Below are 22,738 nucleotides of genomic sequence, written 5' to 3'. Positions count from 1 at the left end.
CGCCCCCGCGTCCCGAGAAGGAGGAACGCGGCATGGCAGAGGAATTCGACCTGATCGTCAGCGGCGGCGAGATCGCCGATGGCAGCGGCGGCGCGCTTTACATCGCCGACATCGCGATCAGGGACGGGCGCATTGCCGCGATCGGCAGCGACCTTGGCAGCGCGCGCGAGACGATCGACGCGAACGGGCGCCTCGTCACCCCCGGCTTCGTCGACGTCCACACCCATTATGACGGACAGGCGATCTGGTCGCAGCATCTCTCCCCCTCCTCCTCGCACGGCGTCACCACCGTCGTCGTCGGCAATTGCGGCGTCGGCTTCGCGCCGTGCCGCAAGGAAGACCAGGAGCTGCTGATCAAGGTGATGGAGGGGGTCGAGGATATTCCGGGCGTCGTCATGGCCAAAGGGCTCGACTGGAACTGGGAGAGCTTTCCCGATTATCTCGATGCGCTCGACGCCGGCGAGCGCGACATCGATGTCGCCGCTTACCTGCCGCATTCGCCGCTCCGCGTCTTTGCGATGGGTGCGCGCGGCGCCGCGCGCGAGGATGCGACCGATACCGATCTGGCCGCGATGCGGGCGCTCGCGCGCGAAGCCATCGACGCGGGCGCGATCGGTTTTTCGACCTCACGCCTCAACATCCACCGCACCGCCGACGGCGGCAAGATCCCCAGCTTCGAGGCTCCTGTCGACGAACTGAAGGCGATCGCCATGGGCATGGCCGACGCCGGATCGGGGACGCTGCAGATGGTGCTCGACGCACCCTATCGCGAGTGGGTCGACGAGGTATCGAAGCTTGTCGACGTCGCCGAAGCGACCGGCCGCCCGGCGACCTTTTCGATGATCGCCGCCAACAATGACGGCGCCAAATGGCGCGACGCCTTCGGGCTGGTCGAGGCGGCGAATGCGCGCGGCGGCCGAGTGACGGCACAGGTCCTGCCGCGCCCGATCGGGCTGCTGTCGGGGCTGGAACTCTCGATCAACCCCTTCGTGCTGTGCCCGAGCTATGCCGCCATCGCCGATCTGCCGCTCACCGAAAAGCTCGCGGCGATGCGCGACCCGGCGATGCGCGAACGTCTGCTCGCCGAAGAGATGGACGAAGGGCATCCGCTCGCGCAGCTCGGCCGCATGTGGCGCTGGATGTACCCGCTCGGCGATCCGCCCAATTATGCCCCGACGCCGGACGAGAGCATCTACAACCGCGCGCAGGCCGCCGGGGTGACGCCCGAAGCTTGGGCCTATGATTATCTGATCGCGGGCGATGGCCGGAACCTGATTCTCGGCGCGCTCGCCAATTTCCCCGACGGGCGGATCGACGACCTCGAAGAGATGCTGCGCCATCCCGATGCGATCATCGGGCTGGGCGACGGCGGCGCCCATTATGGCGCGATCTGCGATGCGAGCTATCCGACCTTTCTGCTCACCCACTGGGTCCGCAAACTCGGCAAATTGTCGGTGCCCGAAGCGATCGAGATCCTCGCCGCCAAGCCCGCGCGGGCGCTGGGCCTGCACGATCGCGGGACGATCGCGGTGGGGGCGAAGGCCGACCTCAATATCCTCGACCTCGATCGCATGCACCTGCCCGCGCCGCACATCGCGCGCGACCTGCCGGGCGGCGGGCGGCGGCTCGACCAGGCGGCGGCGGGTTATGACGCGACGATCGTGTCGGGACAGGTCATCCGCCGCTTCGACGAAGCAACGGGCGCGCTGCCCGGCAAGCTGATACGCGGCGGACGTCAGGCGCTCGCCGCCTGAGGGCTCAGCCCTTCAGGCTCTCGAACGGCACATCCTTGTCCATGCGCACCTCGCCGGGCATGCCGAGCACGCGTTCGGCGATCTGGTTGCGCAGCACCTCGTCGGCGCCGCCCGCGATGCGCATCACGGTCGAATAGATATAGTCGTACTGAACGTCGCCGGTCGCGGTATCGCCCGCCTCGGGCGCGATGCCGGCAAGGCCGCGCAGCTCGAGCGCAAGCCCGTTTGTCTTCTGGTAACGGCCGGCATAGGCAAGCTTGACCATGCCCGCGAGCGCGCCGGGATTCTCGCCCTTCGACACCATCGTGCGCAGCCGCGCCTGGAAGAAGCGCTCGCCCTGCTCCTCGGCCAGCGCCTCGGCGAGTTGCTGGCGGATCGCGCGGTCGTCGAGCATCGTGCCGCCGTGCCCGTCGGGCGTTGCCGCGGCATAATCGATCAGCGGCTCGACCCCGCTGCGATGCGCACCCGAACCCAGCCGTTCGCCCATCAGGACGGTCATGCAGCACGCCCAGCCCTCGCCTTCGGCGCCGAGGCGGTTCGCGTCGGGGATGCGCACGTCGGTAAGGAAGGTCTCGTTGAACTCGCTCGCGCCCGAAATCTGGCGGATCGGCCGCGTCTCGATCCCCGGCGTCTTCATATCGACGACAAAGAAGGTCAGCCCCTTATGCTTGGGGAGCGTTGGGTCGGTGCGCACAACGAGGATGCCCCAGTCGGTGAGATGCGCCCAGCTCGACCAGACCTTCTGCCCGTTGACGATCCAGTCGCCGCTGCCGTCGTCGGCGCGCACCGCCTTGGTGCGCAATGCCGCGAGGTCCGACCCGGCGGCGGGTTCGGAGAACAGCTGGCACCAGGTGATGTCGCCCTTCAGCGTCGCCTCGATGAAGCGCGCCTTCTGCGCGTCGTTGCCGTGCTTCGCGATCACCGGGAGCGCCATGCCGGTGCCGATCGAGGTGAAGGGCCCCTTGGGCAGGTGATATTTGCCCTCTTCTTCGGCGAAGATCACCGCTTCGGGTCCCGACAATCCGCGCCCGCCTAGCGCCTTCGGGAACGTCAGCCCCGACCAGCCGCCCGCATAGAGTTCGCGCATCCACGCGCGGCCGCGGTCGGCCTCCTCGGTGTCGGGGATCTTCGCACCCGGCGTGAGCACATGCGCCGGCGCATGCGCGGCGAGCCAGCTGCGAGCTTCGGCGCGGAAGGCGGCTTCCTGCGGACTGTCGTTGAAATCCATCTTACGCCGCCTTTCCTTGGCTGCCCGGCTGCGCGTTCAGCAGGCGGTCGGCCCAAAAGCCGCGATTGCCGAGGTGTACCGCGAGCATCCGCTCGCGCCGGTAATAGAAATGGCAATTCGCCTCGAAGGTATAGCCGATGCCGCCATGGACCTGCAGATTCTCGCGCGCCGCCAGTTCGAGGCATTTGATGCCCGAAAGCCGTGCGGCGGCGGCGGCGGCGGGCAGGTCGTCGGGGGAAGATCCCGCCGCCCAGCCGCCATAATAGGCGTTCGACCGCGCCAGTTCGGTTGCCACCGCGACATCGGCGAGCTTGTGCTTGATCGCCTGATAGCCCGCGAGCGGGCGCCCGAACATCTGGCGTTCCATCGCATAGTCGCGCGCCATCGTCAGACAGGCGTCGGCAGCGCCGGCGGCTTCGAACGCCGCCTGCACCGCGGCCTGGTCGATCAGCCGGTCGAGCTTGCCCGCGCCGGGCATCGCCTCCGCCACGGCATCGGCGAAGTCGAGCCGGTAATGCGCGCGCAATTGATCGAAGCTGTCTAGTTTCGTCCGCAGGATCCCCGGCTGGTCGAGTTCGACGAGCGCGAAGCCGCCACCCGCGACGAGCACCACCGCGACGTCGGCGATCCCCGCGTCGGCGACCGGCGCCTTGGCGCCGTTGAGCTTGCCGCCCTCCAACGAAACACCCGTCGCGAACACCGGCCCCGGCCCCTCGGCATAGGCAAAGGTCGCCAGCGCCTCGCCGCTCGCGAGTCTGGGCAGCCATGCCGCCTTCTGCGCTTCGCTGCCCGCAAGCCGGATCGCCTCGGCGCCCAGCACGATCGAACTCATGAAGGGCACCGCCGCATTGGCGGCGCCGAGCGCCTCCATGATGACGCCGAGGTCGAGCGCGCCGAGCCCGAGCCCGCCATGCTCCTCGGGGATCGCGGCACCGAGAAAACCCATTTCGGCAAGCGCGCGCCACAGCGACTCGTCCCATTCGGCACCCGAATCGATCAGGCTGCGAAGCCGGTCGAAGGAAGACAGGTCCGAAAGCAGCGCCCGGGCTTGCTCGCCGAGCATTTTCTGTTCATCGCTAAGGTCGAAATTCATCGCAGGCCTTGCCCCTCCATATCGGTCTGTGTCATAGCGAGTTGTATAACTAGGTCAACCATGACAAGTGCGCGGAGAGGAAGCACCCATCATGCAATATGAAACCATCCTGGTCGATGTCGCCGATCATGTCGCGACGATCACGATCAACCGCCCCGAGGCGATGAACAGCTTCACCAAGCGGATGATGGACGAATTCGAGCATCTGTGGAAGTGGATCGGCAGCAACGACGACGTCCATTGCTGCGTGCTGCGCGCCGCGCCGGGCAAGGCGTGGTGCACCGGCGTCGACGTCAAGGAATCGCAGAAGGAGGGCGGCACCGTCGTCGACCTCGCGAACATCTGGCACTGCGAGGACCCGGGCAATTATCTCGGCCCCAAGTCGATGAAATGCTGGAAGCCAGTGATCGCCGCGGTGCACGGCATGGCGGCGGGGGGCGCCTTCTACTGGCTCAACGAGAGCGACATCATCATCTGCTCCGAAGACGCGACCTTCTTCGACCCGCATGTCACCTATGGCATGACGAGCGCGCTCGAACCGATCGGCATGACCTATCACATGCCGCTGCACGATGTGCTGCGCATGGTGCTGCTCGGCAATGACGAACGCATCGGCGCAGGCACCGCGCTGCGCATCGGGCTGGTCAGCGAGATCACGACGCTCGACGAGCTGTGGCCGCGCGCGCAGGAACTGGCGGCGACGATCGCGGCCAAGCCGCCGGCGGCGACCGCCGGATCGGTCAAGGCGATCTGGGAATCGCTCGACCTCCCCCGTTCGGTCGCGCTGCAACAGGGCCTCAAATATTGCCAGATCGGCAATCCGGTCGGCGTGCCACAGGTGAACCGCGAAGCCTTGATGGCCGACAAGGCCAAGAAATTCACGGTGCGATAGCCGTAGCGTCAACTACTGCTTGACGTTTACGTCAACGTCCGGTTGGATGGTCTCAACATAAAAAGGGTGAGGACTCGAACGCGCATGTCGATCTTATACGACGAGGGCCAGCAAGCGATCGCGACCGAATCGCGGCGCGTGCTCGAAGCCCGGGTGAACAAGGACGAGCTGCTGCCGCTGCTCGAAACCACCGGAAAATATCACGACGGTTTCTGGACCACGGCAAAGGAACAGGGCTGGACCGCCCTCGCCCTTCCCGAAGCCTATGGCGGGCTCGATCTCGGGCTCGTCGAACTCGGGCTGATCGCGCATCAGGCGGGCCGCAGCCTCAGCGGCGCGCCGTTCCTCACCGGCAGCTTCGGCGCCGCCAAGGCGATCGAACTTTACGGCAGCGACGAGCAGAAGGCGAAATATCTGCCTGGCCTCGCCAGCGGCGAGACGATCGGCGCCATCGCCTTCGCCTCGGGATCGAGCGCGCTGCCGGTCCTGCCCAGCGTGACGGTGACCGACCACCAGCTTAATGGCACCAAGACCGGCGTCGCGGGCGGCCTCTCGGCCGATATCGCGGTCGTCTATGCCAACGGCCCCGGCATGCCGGTCCTCGTCGTTGCCGATCTGGCGAATGTCACGCGCAACGCGATCGACAGCTTCGACAACAGCCGGCTCTATGCCGACCTCGTCTTCGACGCCACGCCCGCCGAAACGCTCGTCGTGGGCGGCGCGGCGCGCGACGCCGCGCTCCATATCCTCGCGCTGCAGGCGGTGATCACCGCGCATGAACAGACCGGCGGCGCCGAGGCGATGATGGAAATCGCGCGCGACTATGCGGTCACCCGCCGCGCCTTCGGACAGGTCATCGGCGCCTTCCAGTCGATCAAGCATCGCATCGCCGAGCTTTACGGCTTCGTCGAACTGGCGCGCGCCAACTGCATCCATGCCGCCTCACGCGAAGGCCAGCCCGACTTCATCACCGCCGCCGCCGCGGCGCGCATCTCAGCGACCGAAGCCTATGACACCGCGTCGCGCGACTGCGTGCAGATCCACGGCGGCATGGGCGTCACATGGGAGTTGGGACTCCACCTCCACACGCGCCGCGCGCGCAGCCTCGCCATCGAACAGGGCAATCTGCTGTTCTGGGAAGACATCCTTGTCGACCGCCTGACCGGAGAAGCTGCATGAGCGATCTCACCGCCTATCGCGCCAAGGCTGCTGCCTGGCTCGAATCGATGGTCCCGACCTATGGCAAGGACGCCCGCAAGGGCCTCAGCGTCGAAGAGGACCTCGCCGTCGCGCGCAAATATCAGCGTGCCAAGTTCGACGCCGGCTATGCGGGAATCAACTGGCCGACCGAATATGGCGGCCAGGGCCTCGGCCACCTCGAAAAGGTCACCTTCGACACCGAGGAAATGAAGCACGGTTTCCCCGCCTTCTATTTCGGCATCTCGCTCGGCATGCCGATCCCGGTGCTGATGCAGTTCGGCGGCGACAAGGAATTCGTCAAGGAGCGCGTGCTGAAGGCGCTCAAGGGCGAGGAAATCTGGTGCCAGCTCTTCTCCGAACCCTCGGGCGGCTCGGACCTTGCGGGCCTGCGCACCAAGGCCGAGGTCGACGGCAACGGCTGGAAGATCAACGGGCAGAAGATCTGGACGAGCTGGGCGCAATATTGCGACTATGGCGTCATCGTCGTGCGTACCGACCCCAATGTGCCCAAGCACAAGGGGCTCACCTACTTCTGGGTCGATATGAAGGCGCCGGGCGTCACCGTGGTCCCGATCAAGCTCGTGGGTGGTGACTCTCATGTCAACGAGGTGTTCTTCGACGATGTGAAGATCACCGACGATCATCGCATGTCGCCCGTCGGCGGCGGCTTCGCGGTCGCGATCGCGACGCTGATGATCGAACGCTATGTCGCGACCGACAGCGCGGGTTTCGGCCCGCACCTCGACCTGTTCGTCGACCTGGCGAAGGATACCGAACTCAACGGCAAGCCCGCGATCGCCGACGGCCGTATCCGCCAGCAGATCGCGCGCAACTATGCGATGCGCAATGGCCTGCAATCGATCACCGCGCGCGCAATGGCGATGATGCAGGCGGGCATGGTCCCGGGACCCGAAGGCTCGCTCAACAAGCTCGTCGCGGTGCGCTCGCGCCAGAAGCTGTCCGAACTCGCGATCGACCTGCAGGGCTCGGACGGCTTCCATTATGACGACCATGCCTCGCAAAAGGAGAATTGGACGTCGAGCTGGATCAACGCTCCGACCGGCCGCATCGCCGGCGGATCGGACGAGACCCTGCTCAACACCATCGCCGAAAAGATCCTCGGCCTGCCGCAGGACCATCGCCCCGACAAGGGTGTGCCGTTCAACCAGATTCCGGCCTGAGGAGGCACCATGAAGATCGACAATGAAATCGCAGCCGTCGTCACCGGCGGGGCCTCGGGCCTCGGCCGCGCGACCGCCGAGGCGCTTGCCGCGTCGGGGGTGAAGGTCGCGATCTTCGACATCAACGACGCGCTCGGCGAAGAGGTCGCGGCGGCGATCGGCGGGCTGTTCGTGCATGTCGACATCACCGACGAGGATTCGGTCCTCGATGGTTATGCCAAGGCACGCGCCGCGCATGGCCAGGAACGCGTCTGCGTCCATTGCGCGATGACCTCGCGCCGCGGCAAGACGCTCGCCTTCGACAAGGCGAGCGGCGGCTTCCGCCGCACCCCGACCGAGGATTATGCCTATGGCGTCGCGGGCATTTTAACCGCGAGCTATCGCATCGCCTCGATCTCGGCCGAAGGCATGGCGACCTTGCCCGAACTCGAGGACGGCGAGCGCGGCGCGATCATCCTCACCGCCTCGGTCGCGGCGCAGGACGCGCAGATCGGCCAGGTCATCTATGGCTCGGCCAAGGCGGGTGTGAACGGCCTCGTGCTGCCGATGGCGCGCGACCTGATGGACCTCGGCATCCGCGTCAATTCGATCATGCCCGGCGTGTTCAAGACCCCGCTCGTCGCGGGCCTGCCCGAACCGGTGCTCGCCAGCCTCGGCGCATCGGTCCCCTTCCCCAAGCGGCTCGGCAAGGCCGAGGAATATGCCAGCCTGGCGATGGAGATGGTCCGCAACAGCTATTTCAACGGCCAGGCGGTGCGCCTCGACGGCGCGATCCGCATGGCCCCGCGCTGATTTTTAAACTCCCCTCGAAGAAGGAACCCTGTGAAATGACCGAAGCCTATATCATCGACGCCGTGCGCACCCCGCGCGGGATCGGCAAGCCCGGCAAGGGCGCGCTCTCGCACCTCCACCCGCAGCATCTCGCCGCGACGGTGCTGAAGGCGATCAAGGATCGCAACAATCTCGACACCGCGACCGTCGACGACATCGTCTGGTCGACCTCGACGCAAAAGGGCAAGCAGGGCGGCGACCTGGGCCGCATGGCCGCGCTCGCCGCGGGCTATGATACCAAGGCGTCGGGCACCACGCTCGACCGTTTCTGCGGCGGCGGCATCAGCAGCGTCAACTTCGCCGCCGCATCGGTGATGTCGGGCATGGAAGATTGCGTCATCGCCGGCGGCACCGAAATGATGAGCTACACCGCGCAGATCGGTGCCGAGGAAGCCAATGCCGGTCTGAAGCCGCTCGGCATGGGATCGGGCAACGCTGCGCTCGACGAAATCCACCCGCAGTCGCACCAGGGCGTGTGCGGCGACGCGATCGCCGCGAAGGAAGGCATCAGCCGCGAAGCCGTCGATGCGCTCGCGCTCGTCAGCCAGCAGCGCGCCGACCGCGCGATCAAGGAGAACCGCTTCGCCAAGTCGGTCGTCCCCGTTTATAACGAGGACGGCAGCGTCGCGCTCGACCGCGAGGAATTCCCGCGTCCCGAAACCACCGCCGAAGGCCTTGCAGGCCTCAAGGCCAGCTTCGACGCGCTCGCCGACTTCGACCTCGGCGGCGGCACGACCTTCCGCAAGCAGATCATGCGCCGCTACCCCGACCTCGAGTTCAAGGGCGTCCATCACGCCGGCAACTCGTCGGGCGTCGTCGACGGCGCCGCCGCGCTGCTGCTGACCTCGAAGGATTATGCCGACAAGCATGGCCTCAAGCCGCGCGCACGCATCGTCGCTTACGCCAACCAGGGCGACGACCCGACGCTGATGCTCAACGCCCCGGTTCCGGCGGCGAAGAAGGTGCTCGAAAAGGCGGGCTTGACCACCGACGACATCGACGTCTGGGAAATCAATGAGGCGTTCGCGGTGGTCGCCGAGAAGTTCATCCGCGATCTCGAACTCGACCGTGAAAAGGTGAACATCAACGGCGGCGCGATGGCGCTCGGCCATCCGATCGGCGCCACCGGCTCGATCCTGATCGGCACCGCGCTCGACGAACTCGAGCGTTCAGGCGGCCGCTATGGTCTCGTGACCATGTGCGCCGCGGGCGGCATGGCGCCGGCGATCATTATCGAACGCATCTGATCCAGAAACGAAGCCCCTCCCCTTGCGGGAGGGGCTTCGATCAGAACGGCCCGCGCACCGCGATCGTCCGCGCGGGATTATAGAGGTTCAGGAACATCGTCCGGCCGTCGGGCGCGAAGCATACGCCCGAAACCTTGGTCGCCGCGCTCACCCGCGCAAAGGGATAGACCTTCCCCTCGGGCGTCACACCGCGCAGATAATTGTCCGGACGGCTGCCGCGCCGGTCCTCGCAGACCACCAGGTCGCCGTTCGGCGCGACGCTCAGATTGTCGCCGAAGCTGAAATGCTCGGGGTCGGTCGTCTCGACAAACAATTGCAACTGCCCGGGCTGCGCCGCCTCGCCCGCCGTGCCTTCGGCGGGCGACGGGCGATAACGCATGATCTGCCCGCGCCGCGCCGGGCCGCCCGAGGTGCAGGTGAAATAAATCTCGCCGTCGCCGCCATGCACGCCCTCGCCGCGTGCGAAGATCGTCGCGCCGGCCCGCGCTCCGCGTTTGCGCAGATCGTCCTTGGGGCTTTCGACCTCGTCGAGGTCGATCCAGCGGACATCGTGCCAGCCGCCGGTCGGCAGCAGCCGCCGCGTCCAGTTGCGCGTGTCGGACAGCGCCGGGTCGACCAGCGCCAGCGCCTGCAGCCGCCCGCCCTTGTGGAGCTGGCCCGGCACCGCGGGCACGAAGCGGTAGAAGAGGCTGTCCTGCCGGTCCTCGGTCATATAGACCGCGCCGCTCGCGGGATCGACCACCGCCGCCTCATGGTTGAAGCGCCCCATCGCCTTGATCGGCGCGGCGCTCACCAATCCGCCCGGCGCGACGGGGATTTCGAAGACCCAGCCATGGTCCTCCTTGTGCAGGGCGCCGCCGCGCGAGACATCTTCCTCGCAGCTCAGCCAGGTTCCCCACGGCGTGATGCCGCCCGCACAATTGTAGATCGTGCCGACCAGCGAGAGATATTGCTCCTCGACGTCGAGGCTTTCGGGATCGAGGATGATCGTCGACACGCCGCCCGGCAGCGCCTCGCCGCTGCCGCTGCGATAACAATCGAACGCCGCGGCATCGCCGACCGTCCCCACCGGGCACGCCCCATGCTTCAACTCGTCGGCGCCGAGCTCGTGGTTGCGCATCAGGCACAATCGCCCGTCGGGCAGCGTCGTGCAGCCCATGCCGTCGGCGCTGTTCGGCACCTGCCGCCCGTCGCTCATCACCTGCCCGAACTGCGACAGGATTTTGTACGAAAAACCCTTGGGCAGATCGAGGATGCGCGCCGGATCGGGGATTGGCGCGCCGAAGCGGTTTTCGCTCGCCAGCACCGCGGCCGAGACATGCCGGCTGTGGAGTGCAAGCCCGGCAAAGGCGGTGGCCATCAGCCCTTTGGCGAAGCCGCGGCGATCGAGTGCGATGGATGCCCGTTCCATGGCCGCGCGATACGCGCATGACGTGACAGGCGGATTGCGGAAGTCTGACATTTTGGCAACAAAACGAAGTCCACCGGCACATTAATGCAACATTCGGCGACGGCGCGTGATCGCCCCTTCGACGGCAAAGAAATCCTTTCCCTCCTAAGGGTTCCTTCGCGCTTGCACTGCCCCTTTCGCACCGGCATGGCCAAGGGGACATATTGGGAGATAAAAGACATGGCAGGTCCGCTTCAGGGTATCCGCATCATCGAATTCGCCGGCATCGGCCCCGGCCCCTTCTGCGGCATGATGCTCGCCGATCATGGCGCCGAGGTCATCCGCATCGACCGCCCCGGCGGCTTCATGGACCCGCGCGATCCGCTGTCGCGGAGCCGCACCTCGATCTCGCTCGACATGAAGAACGCGCAAGCGGTGCAGATCGCCCGCGACCTGTGCAAAAGCGCCGACGGCATCATCGAGGGCTATCGTCCCGGCGTGATGGAACGCCTCGGTCTCGGCCCCGACGTGCTGCTCGGCGACAATCCGAAGCTCGTCTATGGCCGCATGACCGGCTGGGGCCAGTTCGGCCCCTATGCGCAGGCCGCCGGCCACGACATCAACTATATCTCGCTGTCGGGCGTGCTCCACACCATCGGCCTCGCGGGGCAGAAGCCCGTGCCGCCGGTCAACTATGTCGGCGACTTCGGCGGCGGCGGCATGATGCTCGCCTTCGGCATGTCGAGCGCCTTGCTCCATGCCGCCAAGACCGGCGAAGGCCAGGTGATCGACTGCGCGATGACCGACGGCTCGGCGCTGCTCGCGGGCATGAGCTGGTGGTTCCACGGCGCCGGCATGATCGAGGACCAGGCCGGCGTGAACCGCCTCGACGGCGGCGCGCCCTATTACGACACCTATACCTGCAGCGACGGCAAGTTCATCTCGATCGGGTCGATCGAGCCGCAATTTTACGCGTTGTTGCGTAGCAAGACCGGGCTCGACGCCGACCCCGCCTTCGACGTGCAGGACGACCAGGAAAATTGGCCCGCCAAGAAAGCCAAGGTCGCCGCGCTGTTCGCGACCAAGACCCGCGATGAATGGTGCGAGTTGATGGAGATGACCGACGTCTGCTTTGCGCCGGTGCTATCGCTGACCGAAGCGCCGCACCACCCGCACAATGTCGAGCGCGAGACCTTCGTCACCGTCGCCGGGGTCCCGCATCCCGCCCCCGCGCCGCGCTATTCGGCGACGGTCGCCGATACCCCGCGCCCTGCCCCGGCCGTGGGCGGCGACGGCGATGCGGTGCTCGCCAAGCTCGGTTACGACGCCGACAAGATTGCGGCGCTGCGCAGCGGCGGCGCGGTGCGCTGAACTTGCACGCGGCGGTCGCGGGGCGTAGCCTGCGGCCGCCGACAAGGAGACTGAAATGGGCGAATTTCTGAGCGTCGAGCGGCGCGGCAAGATCGCGATCCTGACGATGATCAAGCCCGAGAGCATGAATGCGATCGGCACCCACGAGGATTGCGACGACATCATCGACACGATGCGCGAACTGGGCGCCGACCGCGGCATCAGCGCGATCATCCTGACCGGCAGCGGCAAGGCGTTCAGCGCCGGCGGCAATTTGAAGGGCATGCAGGACCGCACCGGCATCGGCGTGCTCGACCAGCCCGATTCGACGCGCGCCAATTATCGCCGCGGCGTGCAGGCGGTGATCCGCGCGCTGATGGATTGCGAGATCCCGATGATCGCGGCGGTCAACGGCCATGCCATCGGCCTCGGCGCCGACCTCGCCTGCACCTGCGACATCCGCATCGCCGCGACAAGCGCCAAATTCGCGTGCAGCTTCATCAAGGTCGGGATCGTCCCCGGCGACGGCGGCGCCTGGTTGCTCCAGAAAATCCTCGGCTACCCGCGCGCCGCCGAACTGTTCCTGACCGGCGACCGCTTCGACGCGGCGCAGGCCAAGGAATATGGCCTCGTCACCGAAGTCGTCCCCGATGAAGAACTGCTCGACCGCGCGATCGCGATCGCCGACCGCATCGTGTGCAACCCGCCGCGCGCGCTGCGGCTCACCAAGCGGCTGCTTCGCGAAGCGCAGCACAGCCGGATGAGCGACATCCTCGAACTCAGCGCCGCCTATCAGGCTATCGTCCACGAAACCGCCGACAACCGCGAGGCGATCAACGCCTTTGTCGAAAAACGCCCCCCCATCTTCACAGGAGACTGACCATGCTCGCCGAGCGCGTCGTGCCGCTGTCCGGCATCCACAATTTCCGCGACTATGGCGGCTATGACGTCGAAGGCGGCGGCAAGCTGCGCAGCGGGATGCTGTGGCGCTCGGCGCATCACCAGGATGCGAGCCCCGCCGACCTCGACGCCATCGACGCGCTGGGGATCGAGACGATCATCGACCTGCGCGGCGACGACGAGCGCGCGGCGCATCCGTGCAAAAGGTCCGACGGCTTTTCGGCGCGGGTGCTGTTCGCCGACGGCAATACCGCCGGCCTCGCCCCGCATCTGCAGGCTGCAAAGGGAACGATCGACAATGAGACTGCGCGCGCGCGGATGATCGATACCTATGCCGGCATGCCGTACCGCCCGGTGCTGGTGAACACGCTGCGGCTCTATCTTGCCGCGCTCGCCGAATATGACGCGCCGAGCCTCGTCCACTGCGTCGCGGGCAAGGACCGCACCGGCTTTGCGGTGGCGATCGTTCACCGGCTGCTCGGCGTCCATGAAGACGACCTGATGCAGGACTATCTGCTCACCAACAGCGCGGGCAAGATCGAGGAGCGGATCGCGCAGGGCGGCGACGTCATCCGCGCGCGCTACAATGCCGAAATTCCCGACGACGCGATCCGCACGCTGATGTCGGTCAACCCGATCTTCCTCGACGCCGCGCTGTCGACCGTCCGCCGCGACCATGGCGACATCGCGACCTATGCCGAGGTGGTGCTGAACCTGACCCCCGAAATGCACGAGGCGATGGTCAACAAGCTGGTCGCCTAGGCGCCGCCTTACCAACTCACCTGCACAGGCTCGTCCATCCAGTGGTGGTGGATGAGCGAGAAACTCCATGGCACCTGGTCGACCAGCACGTCGATGGTCTTGCGCTGGACCTGTAACATCCAGCGCCCCTCGGCATGCCGAAGCCTACCCTCGCGCTGGAGGAATGTCTCGCGCAGGCTCTCGGCCGATACGATCCCGACCGCCGACCAGTTGGCAATGACCGCGAGGAGCAAGGCGTCGCAAATCTCCTGCTCGGCCATCGTCGGCGTGATCGACGGTGCCACCGGCGCATCGATCGCGATCCCGGCCAGCGCCTTGTTGAGCACCAGCTCGGGTTCGGGCCGGTCGGTGCGTCCATCGACCAGATATTGGAGCAAATGCACCGCGCGCGACCGGGCTTCGATCCCGTCGATCCGGGGTCGGCCGTCGTCGCCGCGCGCCAGCAAGCCCAGCCGCTCGAAAAGCATCGGCAAATAGGGGTTGAACAGGACCAGCCCGGCATTGCCGATATAGCGCGTGTCGTCGGCCTCGGTCACACCCTGTCTCCCCGGCCGGCGCGCGTCAGCTGCCCTTGACCAGCACCCCGCCCTTGACCACCGCATCGACGCTTTCGAGCTCGCGCACATCGGCGAGCGGGTCGCCGTCGACCGCGATGATGTCGGCGTAGCGGCCGACCGCGATCGCGCCGACGTCCTTTTCGCGGTCGAGCGCCTGCGCCGCGTTGCGCGTCGCCGCCTGGATCGCCTCGAGCGGGGTCATCCCGTACTGGACCATGATCTTGAACTGGCCGCCGACCAGCCCGTGCGGCATCACGCCCGCGTCGCTGCCGAACACCATGCGCACGCCGGCCTTGTGCGCCTTGCGGAAATTGTCGCGCTGGATCTGTGCGATCTCGCGGTCCTTGCGCAGGTTATCCTCGAGCACGCCATTCTTCGCGCCCTCGGACTGGGTGTAGTCGGTGTTGTAGATATCCATCGAGAACCACACCGGACGCTTGCGCGCGACCGCCATGCGGATGCCCTCGTCGTCGACCAGGCTGGCATGCTCGATCGTGTCGATGCCCGCCGCGATCGCGGCGCGGATGCCCGATGCGCCATGCGCATGCGCCGCGACCTGCAGCCCCCATTGATGCGCCTCGTCGGCGATGGCGCGCAGCTCATTCTCGGGAACCTGCAACTGGCCGGGTTCGGTGTTGCGCGAAAAGACGCCGCCCGTCGCGCAGACCTTGATCACCTCGGCGCCATATTTGCGCTGGCGGCGGACCTGGTAGCGCAGCTCGTCGGGGGTATCGCCGATGCCTTCCTTCTTCGCATTGTCCTTTTCGAAGCTCGGCGGGAAGAAGGTCGAATCGCAGTGCCCGCCGGTCGCGCCGAGCGCATAGCCCGCGCCGATGATCCGCGGCCCGACAGCGTACCCCGCATCGATCGCCTGCTTGAGCCCGATGTCGTTGCGTTCCGACGAGCCGACGTTGCGGATCGTCGTGAAACCCGCATCGAGCATGTCGCGCGCATTCTTGACCGCAGTCATGCCCCAGAAGCTGTCGGTGAATTCGAGGCCGTTATAGCCGCCAATGTCGGCGGGACCGTCGATATGGACATGCATGTCGATCAGGCCGGGCAACAGCGTCCGGTTGCCGAGGTCGATATGCTTGACGTCCGATCCCCAGCGCACCGTACGCGAGTCCGCAATGCCGGTGATGCGGCCGTCGGCGCCGACGAAGATCGCAGGATAATCGACCGTCTTGCCGGTCAGCACGTCGACATAGCGCGCGGCGGTGATGACCGTCTTGCCGCTGGCGTCCTGCGCCTGCGCAGGCGGCGCCGCGACCGCCAGAAGCGCGGTTCCGCCAAACGCGATTCGCCGCAGAAAAGTCCCGAACTTCACTCGTGATTGCATGATGGTTCCGCCTGTTTTGAATGCCCTGACCGGTTGATGGCAAAGCCGGGGAAATTAGGACAGCGGAATCTTGTACCGCGCCAGATAGTCGTAGCCGGGACGGCACGCCTCGGCGACCGCCTGCCCCTGCGTATCGAGGTCGGGCACCGGCTTGTCGGGCGCGCCGAAGCCGGTGCTCGACATCACCGCGTCGTACCAGTGCGACGCCCAGATGCCGTCGGTGTCGCGCAGCCCCGCCTCCCAGCGCAGCATCGCGGGGTCCCATGCGATGCCGAGCGCGGCGCACAGTTTTGCGAGCATCGCGGGCGGGTCGCGCAGGATGTCGGCGCTGTCGATCACCGGCGGCGCATGGCCGAGCCGGTCGGCCTCGCGGTCGAAGAACTCGACCTGTTTGTCGGTGCCGAGATGGTCGGGGCGCACCGCGACGCGCTTCGCGGCATAGCTCGCGACGACACGCGCCGGGTCGCGGATCAGGAAGGCGTGGCGCAGCCCGGGCAGGTCGTCGTGCGCGATCGGCCCGACCATATGGTGCGCCATATGCTTCTGATACCAGATCGACGTGCCCGCGGGGTTCGGCCCGGTCATCGCGCGTGCGACGCCGTGCCAGTCGCAGTCCATCGATGCCATCACTTCGTCCATCATCGGCTGCGGATCGCCCGTCTCTTTCAGATAGGCGCCGTAAAAAGGCTCGTCGCTGACATGGGTATCGGCGCGGGCGCCGAAGCTGCGCATCATCGCGGTCGACAGGTTGCGCGGCCCCGACCACATCGCAATTTTGAGCTGCTCCTCGCTCGGGGCGATGCGGACGCCGCCCGCCATGTTCAGGCCTCGCCCGCGATATCGCGCTCGATCAAGACCTTGTAGAGCCCCTGCAACCGCTCGACCATCGGCCCGCGCCCGTCGGTCAGCTTGCGCCCGTCGATCGTATGCGCCGGCACCACCCCCGCGAAGGTGCCCGTCACGAACGCCTCCTCGGCGCCATAGACGTCGGTGAGCGAGAAATTCTTTTCATACACCGGGATGCCCGCCTCGCGGCAGATGCGGATGACATTGGCGCGCGTGATGCCGCCGAGGCAATAATCGCCGCTCGACGTCCACACCTCGCCCTTGCGCACGATGAAGAAATGCGTCGAGTTGCACGTCGCGACAAAGCCGTGCGGGTCGAGCATCAGCCCTTCGTCGGCTCCCGCCTGCGCCGCCTGGATGCACGCGGTGATGCAGTTCAGCTTGCTGTGCGAATTGAGCTTCTGGTCCTGCACCGCGGGGTCGCCGCGGCGGACATGGACGGTGAACAGCGTCAGCCCCTTCTCTACCGTCGACGGCAGCGGGTCCTTATGCTCGGCGATGATGACGATCGTCGCGGGCGAGATCACGACGCGCGGGTCCTGATAGGGGGTCGAGCGGATGCCGCGCGTCACCATCAGGCGGATGTGGCATCCGTCCATCTGGTTCGCCGCGATCGTGTCGTAGAGCCGCTGGATCAGCGCCTCGCGGCTGATCCCGATGTCCATCGCGATCGCCTTCGCCCCCTCGAACAAGCGATCGAGATGCTGGTCGAGAAACGCCATGCGCCCCTTGTGGACGCGGATGCCTTCCCACACCCCGTCGCCGAGCATGAAGCCGCTGTCGAACACCGACACGGTCGCCTCGGCGCGCGGCACGAGCGTGCCGTTGACGTTGATCAGGATCGCGTCGTTGCGCGGATCGGGGACGAAATCATGCGTGCCTTGAGCCATGCGGCGAACCTAGCCGCTGGCACGCGCCCATGGCAATTGGCGATCGAGGGGATCAGGCGACCTTGCGCCCGAAACCGCGTACCGGCGGACGGTCGAGCTGCCCGCGCGCCGCGCCTTCGAGCGGATCGCGGCGCGCGGCGGCGCGTTCCTCGGCGGTCGCAAGCTGGCGCGGCGGCGGCGGTCCGCCCTCGGCGGCGCGTTTCTCGTCGAGCACCTTGTGCCAGGTCGCGCCCGCTTCGCGGTGCGGCATCGCGAAAATCTCGATCGCCTCGCCGACCAGCGGCACCGCGCGTTCGACGAGCTTGAGGTAACCGAGCGGAATGCGGATCTTGCGCTTGCCCGCGATCCCGCCCTTGTCGGCATGGATCACCAGCATCACCGGCCCCGGGATCGGCAGCCCGGCGGCGCTGAAGAAGATCGTTTCGGCGCTGACATGCGTATAATGGTCGAACGAGACGAAGCGCTTCGTCCACAGCGTGCGGATTTCGATCCCGCGCGCATGCTGGGTGATCGCCGCCTTGTTCGGAGCCATCGCCTTCACCAGCGCGCGGATGCCATAAGCGATCAGGTAGAGGCCGAGCGGCGCGCCGATCAGCGTCCCCATCAGCGCAAAGCCGCCGACGAAGAACAGCAGCGCGCGAGTGACGAGCTGGCCGCCGCTATACTGGACGATCACCATCGGCGGTCAGCCGGTCTTGCGGCCGAATTGCGGGCGTTGGGGTTCGGCCGACGCCGCTTCCTCGACCACCGCGGGGTTTTCGCCGCGCTTGCTCATATAGCGGGCGAAGGCGGCATCGGCGTCGAAACCCTCGGTCGCGGGCAGGTCGTCGCCGACCTTGACGCTCGCGCCCGGCACGCGGTTCGCGCCCGACGCGACGCGGAGCAGCTTGACCAGCGGCCCGATCAGGAAGAGCAGCGCGACGATCGACAGGCCGAGCACGGTCGGGCCGAGCCCGATGCCGACGATGCCCTCGGCGGTGTTGCCGCCGACGCCCATGAAATGCCACAAGAAGAAGCCGATATAGGCAACGGGAATCAGCGCCGCGAGCCAGCGAAAGACACTGCCGATCGAACCCATGCGAAAATCCTCCTCCGTTCGGCGCGATCATAGCGCCAAGCGGTTAGGATATTCTTATGCGGTGGCTTTCCCGCGCCGCACCCACGCGGCGCCGAGCAGCGCGAAGGCGGTGCCGAGCATCGTCCCGCCGACGATGTCGCTTGCCCAATGCACGCCGAGCATCATCCGCGACATGCCGTTGAGCAGGATCATCACCCCCGCGAGGCTCCACGCCGCGCGCCGCCAGCGCGGGGGCACCAGCCAGGCGAGCATCAGATAGACGACCGCGGCGTTGGTCGCATGGCCGCTGGGGTAGGAAAAGCTCGTCTGATGGTCGAGATGCGGGATAAGGTCGGGGCGCGACACGCCGAAGCCGAGCTTGAGCAGGCTCGACGCGAGGTTCGACAGCAACGCGGCCCCCGCCAGCGCGACCGCGCAGCGCGGGCCGCACAGCCGCCAGACGAGCAAGGTCAGCCCGATCACGATCACCCAGCGCTGCAACCCGCCGCCGATCCAGCTCGCGCCCTGCATGAAGGCGATGAAGGCGGGGTCGCTCTTGCCGACATGCAGCACCAGCCCGGTCGAAATGCGCAGGTCCGTCGCCTGCGTCCACCCCGCGACGACCGCGAAACCGAGCAGGATGACGCCGGTGAGCAATATGGCGGCGGCGATGAGGAAGCGATGGATTTTGCTGTTCATATGGTCCTTTTCGTCACCCCCGCGAAGGCGGGGGTCCAGCTTTTTCACTCCGCGCGGAGAAGCTGGATTCCCGCCTTCGCGGGGATGACGATAATGGGAGAGTTCAGATGTGAAGCGGCCGTCCGAACGCCGCGAGCACGCCCTCGTGCATCGTTTCGCTGAGCGTCGGATGCGGGAAGACGGTGCCGATGAAATCATCCTCGACCAGCTCGGCAGTCTTGCCGATCGTATAGCCCTGGATCAGCTCGGTGACCTCAGCGCCGATCATATGCGCGCCGAGCAGTTCGCCGGTCTTGGCGTCGAAGACGGTCTTGGTGAAACCTTCGGCTTCCCCGAGCGCAATCGCCTTGCCGTTGCCAATGAAGGGGAAGGTGCCGGCCTTGACCTCGTAACCGAGTTCTTTCGCCTTGGCTTCGGTCAGCCCGACGCTGGCGATCTGCGGACGGCAATAGGTACAGCCGGGGATATTGCGCGGGTCCATCGCGTGCGGGTGATTGCCCGCGATCGCCTCGACCGAAATCACCGATTCGTGCATCGCCTTGTGCGCGAGCCACGGCGGCGCGGTGACGTCGCCGATCGCCCACAGGCCGGGGACGTTGGTGCGGCACATAGCGTCGGTGTCGATATGGCCCTTGGTCGTCTTCACACCCAAGGCTTCCAGCCCGATATTCTCGGTGTTGGGGACGATGCCGATCGCGACGATCGCGTGGCTGAACTCGGCGCTTTCGACCTTGCCGTCCTTGCCCTTGATCTTCGCCGAGACGCCGTTCGCGGTGGCCTTCAGCTCCTCGACCCCGGCGCCGGTGTGGATCGTCATGCCCTGCTTCTTGAGCTGCTTTTCGAGGAAGGCCGAGACATCGGCATCCTCGACGGGAACGAGCCGGTCGAGCATTTCGACGACGGTCACGTCGCACCCCATATCCTTGTAGAAGCTCGCAAATTCGATCCCGATCGCGCCCGATCCGATCACGAGCAGCTTGGTCGGCATTTCGGGCGGGACGAGCGCATGACGATAGGTCCAGATGCGCTTGCCGTCGGCGGGGGCGAACGGCAGGTCGCGTGCGCGCGCGCCGGTCGCGACGATGATATCCTTGGCGGTCAGGGTTTCGGTCCCCTTCTCCCCTTTCACTTCCATCTTGCCGGGGGCAGTGAGCTTGCCCTCGCCCATATGGACGGTGATCTTGTGCTTTTTCATCAGGAAGGCGACGCCCTGGCTCAGCTGCTTCGCGACGCCGCGGCTGCGCTTCACCACCGCGTCGATATCGGCGCTGATCTGCTGCGCAATCAGGCCGTAATCGCCGGCATGCTGCATATAATGATAGATTTCGGCCGAACGCAGCAATGCCTTGGTCGGGATGCAGCCCCAGTTGAGGCAGATGCCGCCAAGATTCTCGCGCTCGACGATCGCGGTCTTGAGACCAAGCTGCGCCGCGCGGATTGCGGCGACATAGCCGCCGGGACCTGAGCCGAGGACGATGAGGTCGTATTCTAGCGGATTCATTGATTTCCTCGACAATGTTTGAGCGATTTTTTTGCGGCGTCGTGACCTGAAAGCCTACGAGACAGGAGATGCGGCAGGCGAATGCCTACACCGCCTAATTTTCTAACCGGGTGCATGGCTACTTCTTCCCCGAGGGTCCACTTAGCCCTAGTTTCTTTCAAAAAGCGCAAGTCGGCAAGTTCACTGCGATGGACCAGCATATTCCGGAGAGAAAAGACGTAATTCAAATAGCTTATCTCTGCATCGGAGAATAACGGAAACCCAAATAAATCAAAAAATCTGCTTTGGATTTTTTTGATCGATCCTCGGGTCAATCGATCACCCGCATGCTGCACCAACCCCGCAATAGATTTTGCGCTTATTTTACTAGGAAGCTTACCTCCGATTGACGGATCAACCTTCAAAATGCGAACCGGCTTGTCTTCAAGAAATATCCGAAGCTCATCTTCGATTTTTGCTCTCAAGCGATCCGCATAATAGACGAACAACAACCTATCCAAAGCCTTGCGATCGAGCTCGAATTGCTGTCGTCCATACGTTTTTCGAAGGGCGTTTGCGCTCGGCTCATTCCCACAGAATGCCGTTCCAAGAAGCACGTAGTTCAAACTCATCCGCGAGATAGCTGAGTCTGAGGACTGCCCTTTAAACATGGGGCTTTCATTCCAACTACGAAAAGCATTCATCGGCACGAAATTACGCCACCAGCCCCAGCGGGCTTTCCACCAGTTCCTTGAAGGTCTTCATCAACAGCGCGCCATCGGCGCCGTCGATCGCACGGTGGTCGAAGCTGCCCGTCGCCGACATCACGGTCGCGATCGCCAGCGCGTCGTCGACCACATAGGGGCGCTTCTCGCCCGCGCCGATTGCCATGATCATGCCCTGCGGCGGGTTGATCACCGCGGTGAACTGCTTGATCCCCATCATCCCCATGTTCGAGATGCTGGCGGTGCCGCCCTGATATTCGCTGGGCTGGAGCTTGCCTTCCTTCGCCTTCGCCGCGAGTTCGGCCATTTCGGTCGAGATTTTCGACATCGACTTGCCGCCCGCATCGACGATGATCGGGGTGATCAGCCCGCCGGGGATGCTCACCGCGACCGAAATGTCGGCACGCTTGTAATGGCGCATCACGTCGCCGCCAAAGCTGACGTTACACGACGGCACGCGCTCGAGCGCGACCGCAAGCGCCTTGATCAGCATGTCGTTGACGCTGAGCTTGACGCCGCGCCCTTCGAGGCTGGCGTTAAGCTCGCCGCGGAGCTTGAGCAGCGCATCGAGGCGGATATCGACCGTGAGGTAAATATGCGGCGATTCCTGCATCGACTGGCTCAGGCGGCGCGCGATCGTCTTGCGCATGCCCGACAGCTTGCTGTCCTCGTGCGGGATGCCGAAATCGGGGATGTCGCCATGCGCGGCGGCGGCCGGCGCGGCAGCAGCGGGCGCGGCAGGAGCAGCAGCGGCCGGAGCCGGCGCGGCGGCGGGCGCCGCTGCGGTGCCTGCGGGGGCGCCGTCGAGGTCATCCTTGACGATGCGGCCGCCAGGGCCGCTGCCCTTGATCGTCGACAGGTCGATGCCGCGCTCGGCAGCGAGGCGCTTGGCGAGCGGGCTCGCCTTGATGCGGTCGCCCGAGGCGGCGGGCGCCGCGACCGGCGCCGGCGCCGGTGCGGGCGTGGGCGCAGGCGCCGGAGCAGGTTCAGCGGCCTTCGGCGCTTCTTCCTTCGCGGCCGGTGCCGGCGCGGCGGCAGCCGGGGCGGCCTTGGCGGCGCCAGCGTCCTCGCCTTCGGCGGTGATCGTCGCGATCACGGTGCCGACCTTCACCCCGTCGGTGCCCTCGGCGACGAGAATCTGGCTGACGACGCCTTCATCAATCGCCTCAAACTCCATCGTCGCCTTGTCGGTTTCGATCTCGGCGAGCAGGTCGCCCGACTTCACCGTATCGCCCTCCTTGACCAGCCATTTGGCGAGCGTGCCCTCCTCCATCGTCGGCGAAAGGGCGGGCATTTTGAGTTCGATCGGCATCTTCT

The 22,738-nt window shown here is 66.0% G+C and carries 21 protein-coding genes and 1 pseudogene; 9 read left to right on the top strand and 13 right to left on the bottom strand.

All coding sequences use genetic code 11. From position 1 onward, the window contains the following. Nucleotides 1-32 precede the first annotated feature (32 nt). Nucleotides 33-1,754, top strand: coding sequence for an amidohydrolase family protein (locus tag B1A78_RS00755; protein ID WP_077145127.1), 1,722 nt, complete (start codon nucleotides 33-35; stop codon nucleotides 1,752-1,754). A 4-nt stretch (nucleotides 1,755-1,758) separates the two neighbouring features. Here the strand turns inward: B1A78_RS00755 and B1A78_RS00750 are convergent, their stop codons facing one another. Together B1A78_RS00750 and B1A78_RS00745 are read right to left on the bottom strand one after the other, a co-directional pair. Further along, a complete protein-coding gene (locus B1A78_RS00750; RefSeq protein WP_077145126.1) occupies nucleotides 1,759-2,982 on the bottom strand; it encodes an acyl-CoA dehydrogenase family protein in 1,224 nt (407 codons plus the stop codon). A 1-nt stretch (nucleotide 2,983) separates the two neighbouring features. After that, entirely contained in the window at nucleotides 2,984-4,075 is a 1,092-nt protein-coding gene (locus tag B1A78_RS00745) for an acyl-CoA dehydrogenase family protein (RefSeq protein WP_077145125.1), read from the bottom strand. Between the two features lie 91 nt (nucleotides 4,076-4,166). Here B1A78_RS00745 and B1A78_RS00740 point away from each other — a divergent pair, with 91 nt between their 5' ends. From B1A78_RS00740 to B1A78_RS00720, 5 genes are all read left to right on the top strand, one after another. Next, a complete protein-coding gene (locus tag B1A78_RS00740; protein ID WP_077145124.1) occupies nucleotides 4,167-4,967 on the top strand; it encodes an enoyl-CoA hydratase/isomerase family protein in 801 nt (266 codons plus the stop codon). Nucleotides 4,968-5,051: 84 nt separating this feature from the next. Then, nucleotides 5,052-6,146 (top strand): acyl-CoA dehydrogenase family protein, encoded by a 1,095-nt coding sequence (locus tag B1A78_RS00735; protein WP_077145123.1) that lies wholly within the window; start codon nucleotides 5,052-5,054, stop codon nucleotides 6,144-6,146. After that, entirely contained in the window at nucleotides 6,143-7,348 is a 1,206-nt protein-coding gene (locus B1A78_RS00730) for an acyl-CoA dehydrogenase family protein (RefSeq protein WP_077145122.1), read from the top strand. Before B1A78_RS00735 ends, B1A78_RS00730 begins: the two co-directional genes overlap by 4 nt. A 9-nt stretch (nucleotides 7,349-7,357) precedes the next feature. Beyond that, nucleotides 7,358-8,140 carry an SDR family oxidoreductase gene (locus tag B1A78_RS00725; protein ID WP_077145121.1) on the top strand — a complete coding sequence of 261 codons (783 nt, stop codon included), beginning with the start codon at nucleotides 7,358-7,360 and terminating at the stop codon, nucleotides 8,138-8,140. A 35-nt stretch (nucleotides 8,141-8,175) separates the two neighbouring features. Next, entirely contained in the window at nucleotides 8,176-9,426 is a 1,251-nt protein-coding gene (locus tag B1A78_RS00720; protein ID WP_077145120.1) for an acetyl-CoA C-acetyltransferase, read from the top strand. A gap of 40 nt (nucleotides 9,427-9,466) precedes the next feature. Here the strand turns inward: B1A78_RS00720 and B1A78_RS00715 are convergent, their stop codons facing one another. Further along, complete coding sequence (locus tag B1A78_RS00715; protein WP_077145119.1) at nucleotides 9,467-10,837, bottom strand: alkaline phosphatase PhoX; 1,371 nt, start codon at nucleotides 10,835-10,837, stop codon at nucleotides 9,467-9,469. Between the two features lie 219 nt (nucleotides 10,838-11,056). Between B1A78_RS00715 and B1A78_RS00710 the strand changes: the two genes are divergently transcribed. The 3 genes from B1A78_RS00710 to B1A78_RS00700 are packed head-to-tail and all read left to right on the top strand — an operon-like array spanning nucleotide 11,057 to nucleotide 13,828. Next, nucleotides 11,057-12,187, top strand: a complete 1,131-nt coding sequence (locus tag B1A78_RS00710) for a CaiB/BaiF CoA-transferase family protein (protein WP_077145118.1) — start codon at nucleotides 11,057-11,059, stop codon at nucleotides 12,185-12,187. A gap of 55 nt (nucleotides 12,188-12,242) precedes the next feature. Continuing rightward, nucleotides 12,243-13,046, top strand: a complete 804-nt coding sequence (locus B1A78_RS00705) for a crotonase/enoyl-CoA hydratase family protein (protein WP_077145117.1) — start codon at nucleotides 12,243-12,245, stop codon at nucleotides 13,044-13,046. 2 nt (nucleotides 13,047-13,048) lie between these two features. Beyond that, nucleotides 13,049-13,828, top strand: coding sequence for a tyrosine-protein phosphatase (locus tag B1A78_RS00700; protein ID WP_077145116.1), 780 nt, complete (start codon nucleotides 13,049-13,051; stop codon nucleotides 13,826-13,828). 8 nt (nucleotides 13,829-13,836) lie between these two features. Here B1A78_RS00700 and B1A78_RS00695 read toward each other — a convergent pair. The 10 genes and pseudogenes from B1A78_RS00695 to B1A78_RS00655 all read right to left on the bottom strand — a co-directional run. Next, nucleotides 13,837-14,472 (bottom strand): annotated as a pseudogene (locus B1A78_RS00695) (contractile injection system tape measure protein); the annotation flags it as partial. Next, nucleotides 14,390-15,724, bottom strand: coding sequence for an amidohydrolase family protein (locus tag B1A78_RS00690; protein ID WP_077145114.1), 1,335 nt, complete (start codon nucleotides 15,722-15,724; stop codon nucleotides 14,390-14,392). The pseudogene B1A78_RS00695 and the gene B1A78_RS00690, both read right to left, overlap by 83 nt. 54 nt (nucleotides 15,725-15,778) lie before the next feature. Further along, the gene (locus B1A78_RS00685; protein WP_083733684.1) at nucleotides 15,779-16,543 is read right to left on the bottom strand and encodes a sulfotransferase family protein; all 765 of its coding nucleotides are present in this window, start codon (nucleotides 16,541-16,543) and stop codon (nucleotides 15,779-15,781) included. Nucleotides 16,544-16,545: 2 nt separating this feature from the next. Continuing rightward, entirely contained in the window at nucleotides 16,546-17,460 is a 915-nt protein-coding gene (locus B1A78_RS00680; protein ID WP_077145113.1) for an aminotransferase class IV, read from the bottom strand. Between the two features lie 52 nt (nucleotides 17,461-17,512). Next, nucleotides 17,513-18,139, bottom strand: coding sequence for a hypothetical protein (locus B1A78_RS00675; protein ID WP_077145112.1), 627 nt, complete (start codon nucleotides 18,137-18,139; stop codon nucleotides 17,513-17,515). Between the two features lie 6 nt (nucleotides 18,140-18,145). Next, nucleotides 18,146-18,538 (bottom strand): hypothetical protein, encoded by a 393-nt coding sequence (locus tag B1A78_RS00670; protein ID WP_077145111.1) that lies wholly within the window; start codon nucleotides 18,536-18,538, stop codon nucleotides 18,146-18,148. 54 nt (nucleotides 18,539-18,592) lie between these two features. Continuing rightward, nucleotides 18,593-19,216: a phosphatase PAP2 family protein gene (locus B1A78_RS00665; RefSeq protein WP_077145110.1), complete on the bottom strand. Its 624-nt coding sequence runs from the start codon at nucleotides 19,214-19,216 to the stop codon at nucleotides 18,593-18,595. Nucleotides 19,217-19,319: 103 nt separating this feature from the next. Continuing rightward, nucleotides 19,320-20,717, bottom strand: coding sequence for a dihydrolipoyl dehydrogenase (gene lpdA / locus B1A78_RS00660; protein ID WP_077145109.1), 1,398 nt, complete (start codon nucleotides 20,715-20,717; stop codon nucleotides 19,320-19,322). Beyond that, complete coding sequence (locus B1A78_RS22155; protein ID WP_218667918.1) at nucleotides 20,714-21,406, bottom strand: hypothetical protein; 693 nt, start codon at nucleotides 21,404-21,406, stop codon at nucleotides 20,714-20,716. Before B1A78_RS22155 ends, lpdA begins: the two co-directional genes overlap by 4 nt. Nucleotides 21,407-21,410: 4 nt before the next feature. Beyond that, entirely contained in the window at nucleotides 21,411-22,733 is a 1,323-nt protein-coding gene (locus tag B1A78_RS00655; RefSeq protein ID WP_077145108.1) for a pyruvate dehydrogenase complex dihydrolipoamide acetyltransferase, read from the bottom strand. Nucleotides 22,734-22,738 lie beyond the last annotated feature (5 nt).

The sequence above is a fragment of the Sphingopyxis sp. KK2 genome, assembly GCF_001990265.1.
In the GTDB taxonomy this organism is placed as follows: domain Bacteria; phylum Pseudomonadota; class Alphaproteobacteria; order Sphingomonadales; family Sphingomonadaceae; genus Sphingopyxis.
Note: the sequence above shows the minus strand (reverse complement) of the source record. Positions and strands in the feature narration are given on the sequence as shown.

Coding starts and splice junctions, on each gene's coding strand:
- B1A78_RS00755 (WP_077145127.1), top strand. CDS start 33: ATGGCAGAGGAATTCGACCTGATCGTCAGCGGCGGCGAGATCGCCGAT.
- B1A78_RS00750 (WP_077145126.1), bottom strand. CDS start 2,982: ATGGATTTCAACGACAGTCCGCAGGAAGCCGCCTTCCGCGCCGAAGCT.
- B1A78_RS00745 (WP_077145125.1), bottom strand. CDS start 4,075: ATGAATTTCGACCTTAGCGATGAACAGAAAATGCTCGGCGAGCAAGCC.
- B1A78_RS00740 (WP_077145124.1), top strand. CDS start 4,167: ATGCAATATGAAACCATCCTGGTCGATGTCGCCGATCATGTCGCGACG.
- B1A78_RS00735 (WP_077145123.1), top strand. CDS start 5,052: ATGTCGATCTTATACGACGAGGGCCAGCAAGCGATCGCGACCGAATCG.
- B1A78_RS00730 (WP_077145122.1), top strand. CDS start 6,143: ATGAGCGATCTCACCGCCTATCGCGCCAAGGCTGCTGCCTGGCTCGAA.
- B1A78_RS00725 (WP_077145121.1), top strand. CDS start 7,358: ATGAAGATCGACAATGAAATCGCAGCCGTCGTCACCGGCGGGGCCTCG.
- B1A78_RS00720 (WP_077145120.1), top strand. CDS start 8,176: ATGACCGAAGCCTATATCATCGACGCCGTGCGCACCCCGCGCGGGATC.
- B1A78_RS00715 (WP_077145119.1), bottom strand. CDS start 10,837: ATGGAACGGGCATCCATCGCACTCGATCGCCGCGGCTTCGCCAAAGGG.
- B1A78_RS00710 (WP_077145118.1), top strand. CDS start 11,057: ATGGCAGGTCCGCTTCAGGGTATCCGCATCATCGAATTCGCCGGCATC.
- B1A78_RS00705 (WP_077145117.1), top strand. CDS start 12,243: ATGGGCGAATTTCTGAGCGTCGAGCGGCGCGGCAAGATCGCGATCCTG.
- B1A78_RS00700 (WP_077145116.1), top strand. CDS start 13,049: ATGCTCGCCGAGCGCGTCGTGCCGCTGTCCGGCATCCACAATTTCCGC.
- B1A78_RS00690 (WP_077145114.1), bottom strand. CDS start 15,724: ATGCAATCACGAGTGAAGTTCGGGACTTTTCTGCGGCGAATCGCGTTT.
- B1A78_RS00685 (WP_083733684.1), bottom strand. CDS start 16,543: ATGGCGGGCGGCGTCCGCATCGCCCCGAGCGAGGAGCAGCTCAAAATT.
- B1A78_RS00680 (WP_077145113.1), bottom strand. CDS start 17,460: ATGGCTCAAGGCACGCATGATTTCGTCCCCGATCCGCGCAACGACGCG.
- B1A78_RS00675 (WP_077145112.1), bottom strand. CDS start 18,139: ATGGTGATCGTCCAGTATAGCGGCGGCCAGCTCGTCACTCGCGCGCTG.
- B1A78_RS00670 (WP_077145111.1), bottom strand. CDS start 18,538: ATGGGTTCGATCGGCAGTGTCTTTCGCTGGCTCGCGGCGCTGATTCCC.
- B1A78_RS00665 (WP_077145110.1), bottom strand. CDS start 19,216: ATGAACAGCAAAATCCATCGCTTCCTCATCGCCGCCGCCATATTGCTC.
- lpdA (WP_077145109.1), bottom strand. CDS start 20,717: ATGAATCCGCTAGAATACGACCTCATCGTCCTCGGCTCAGGTCCCGGC.
- B1A78_RS00655 (WP_077145108.1), bottom strand. CDS start 22,733: ATGCCGATCGAACTCAAAATGCCCGCCCTTTCGCCGACGATGGAGGAG.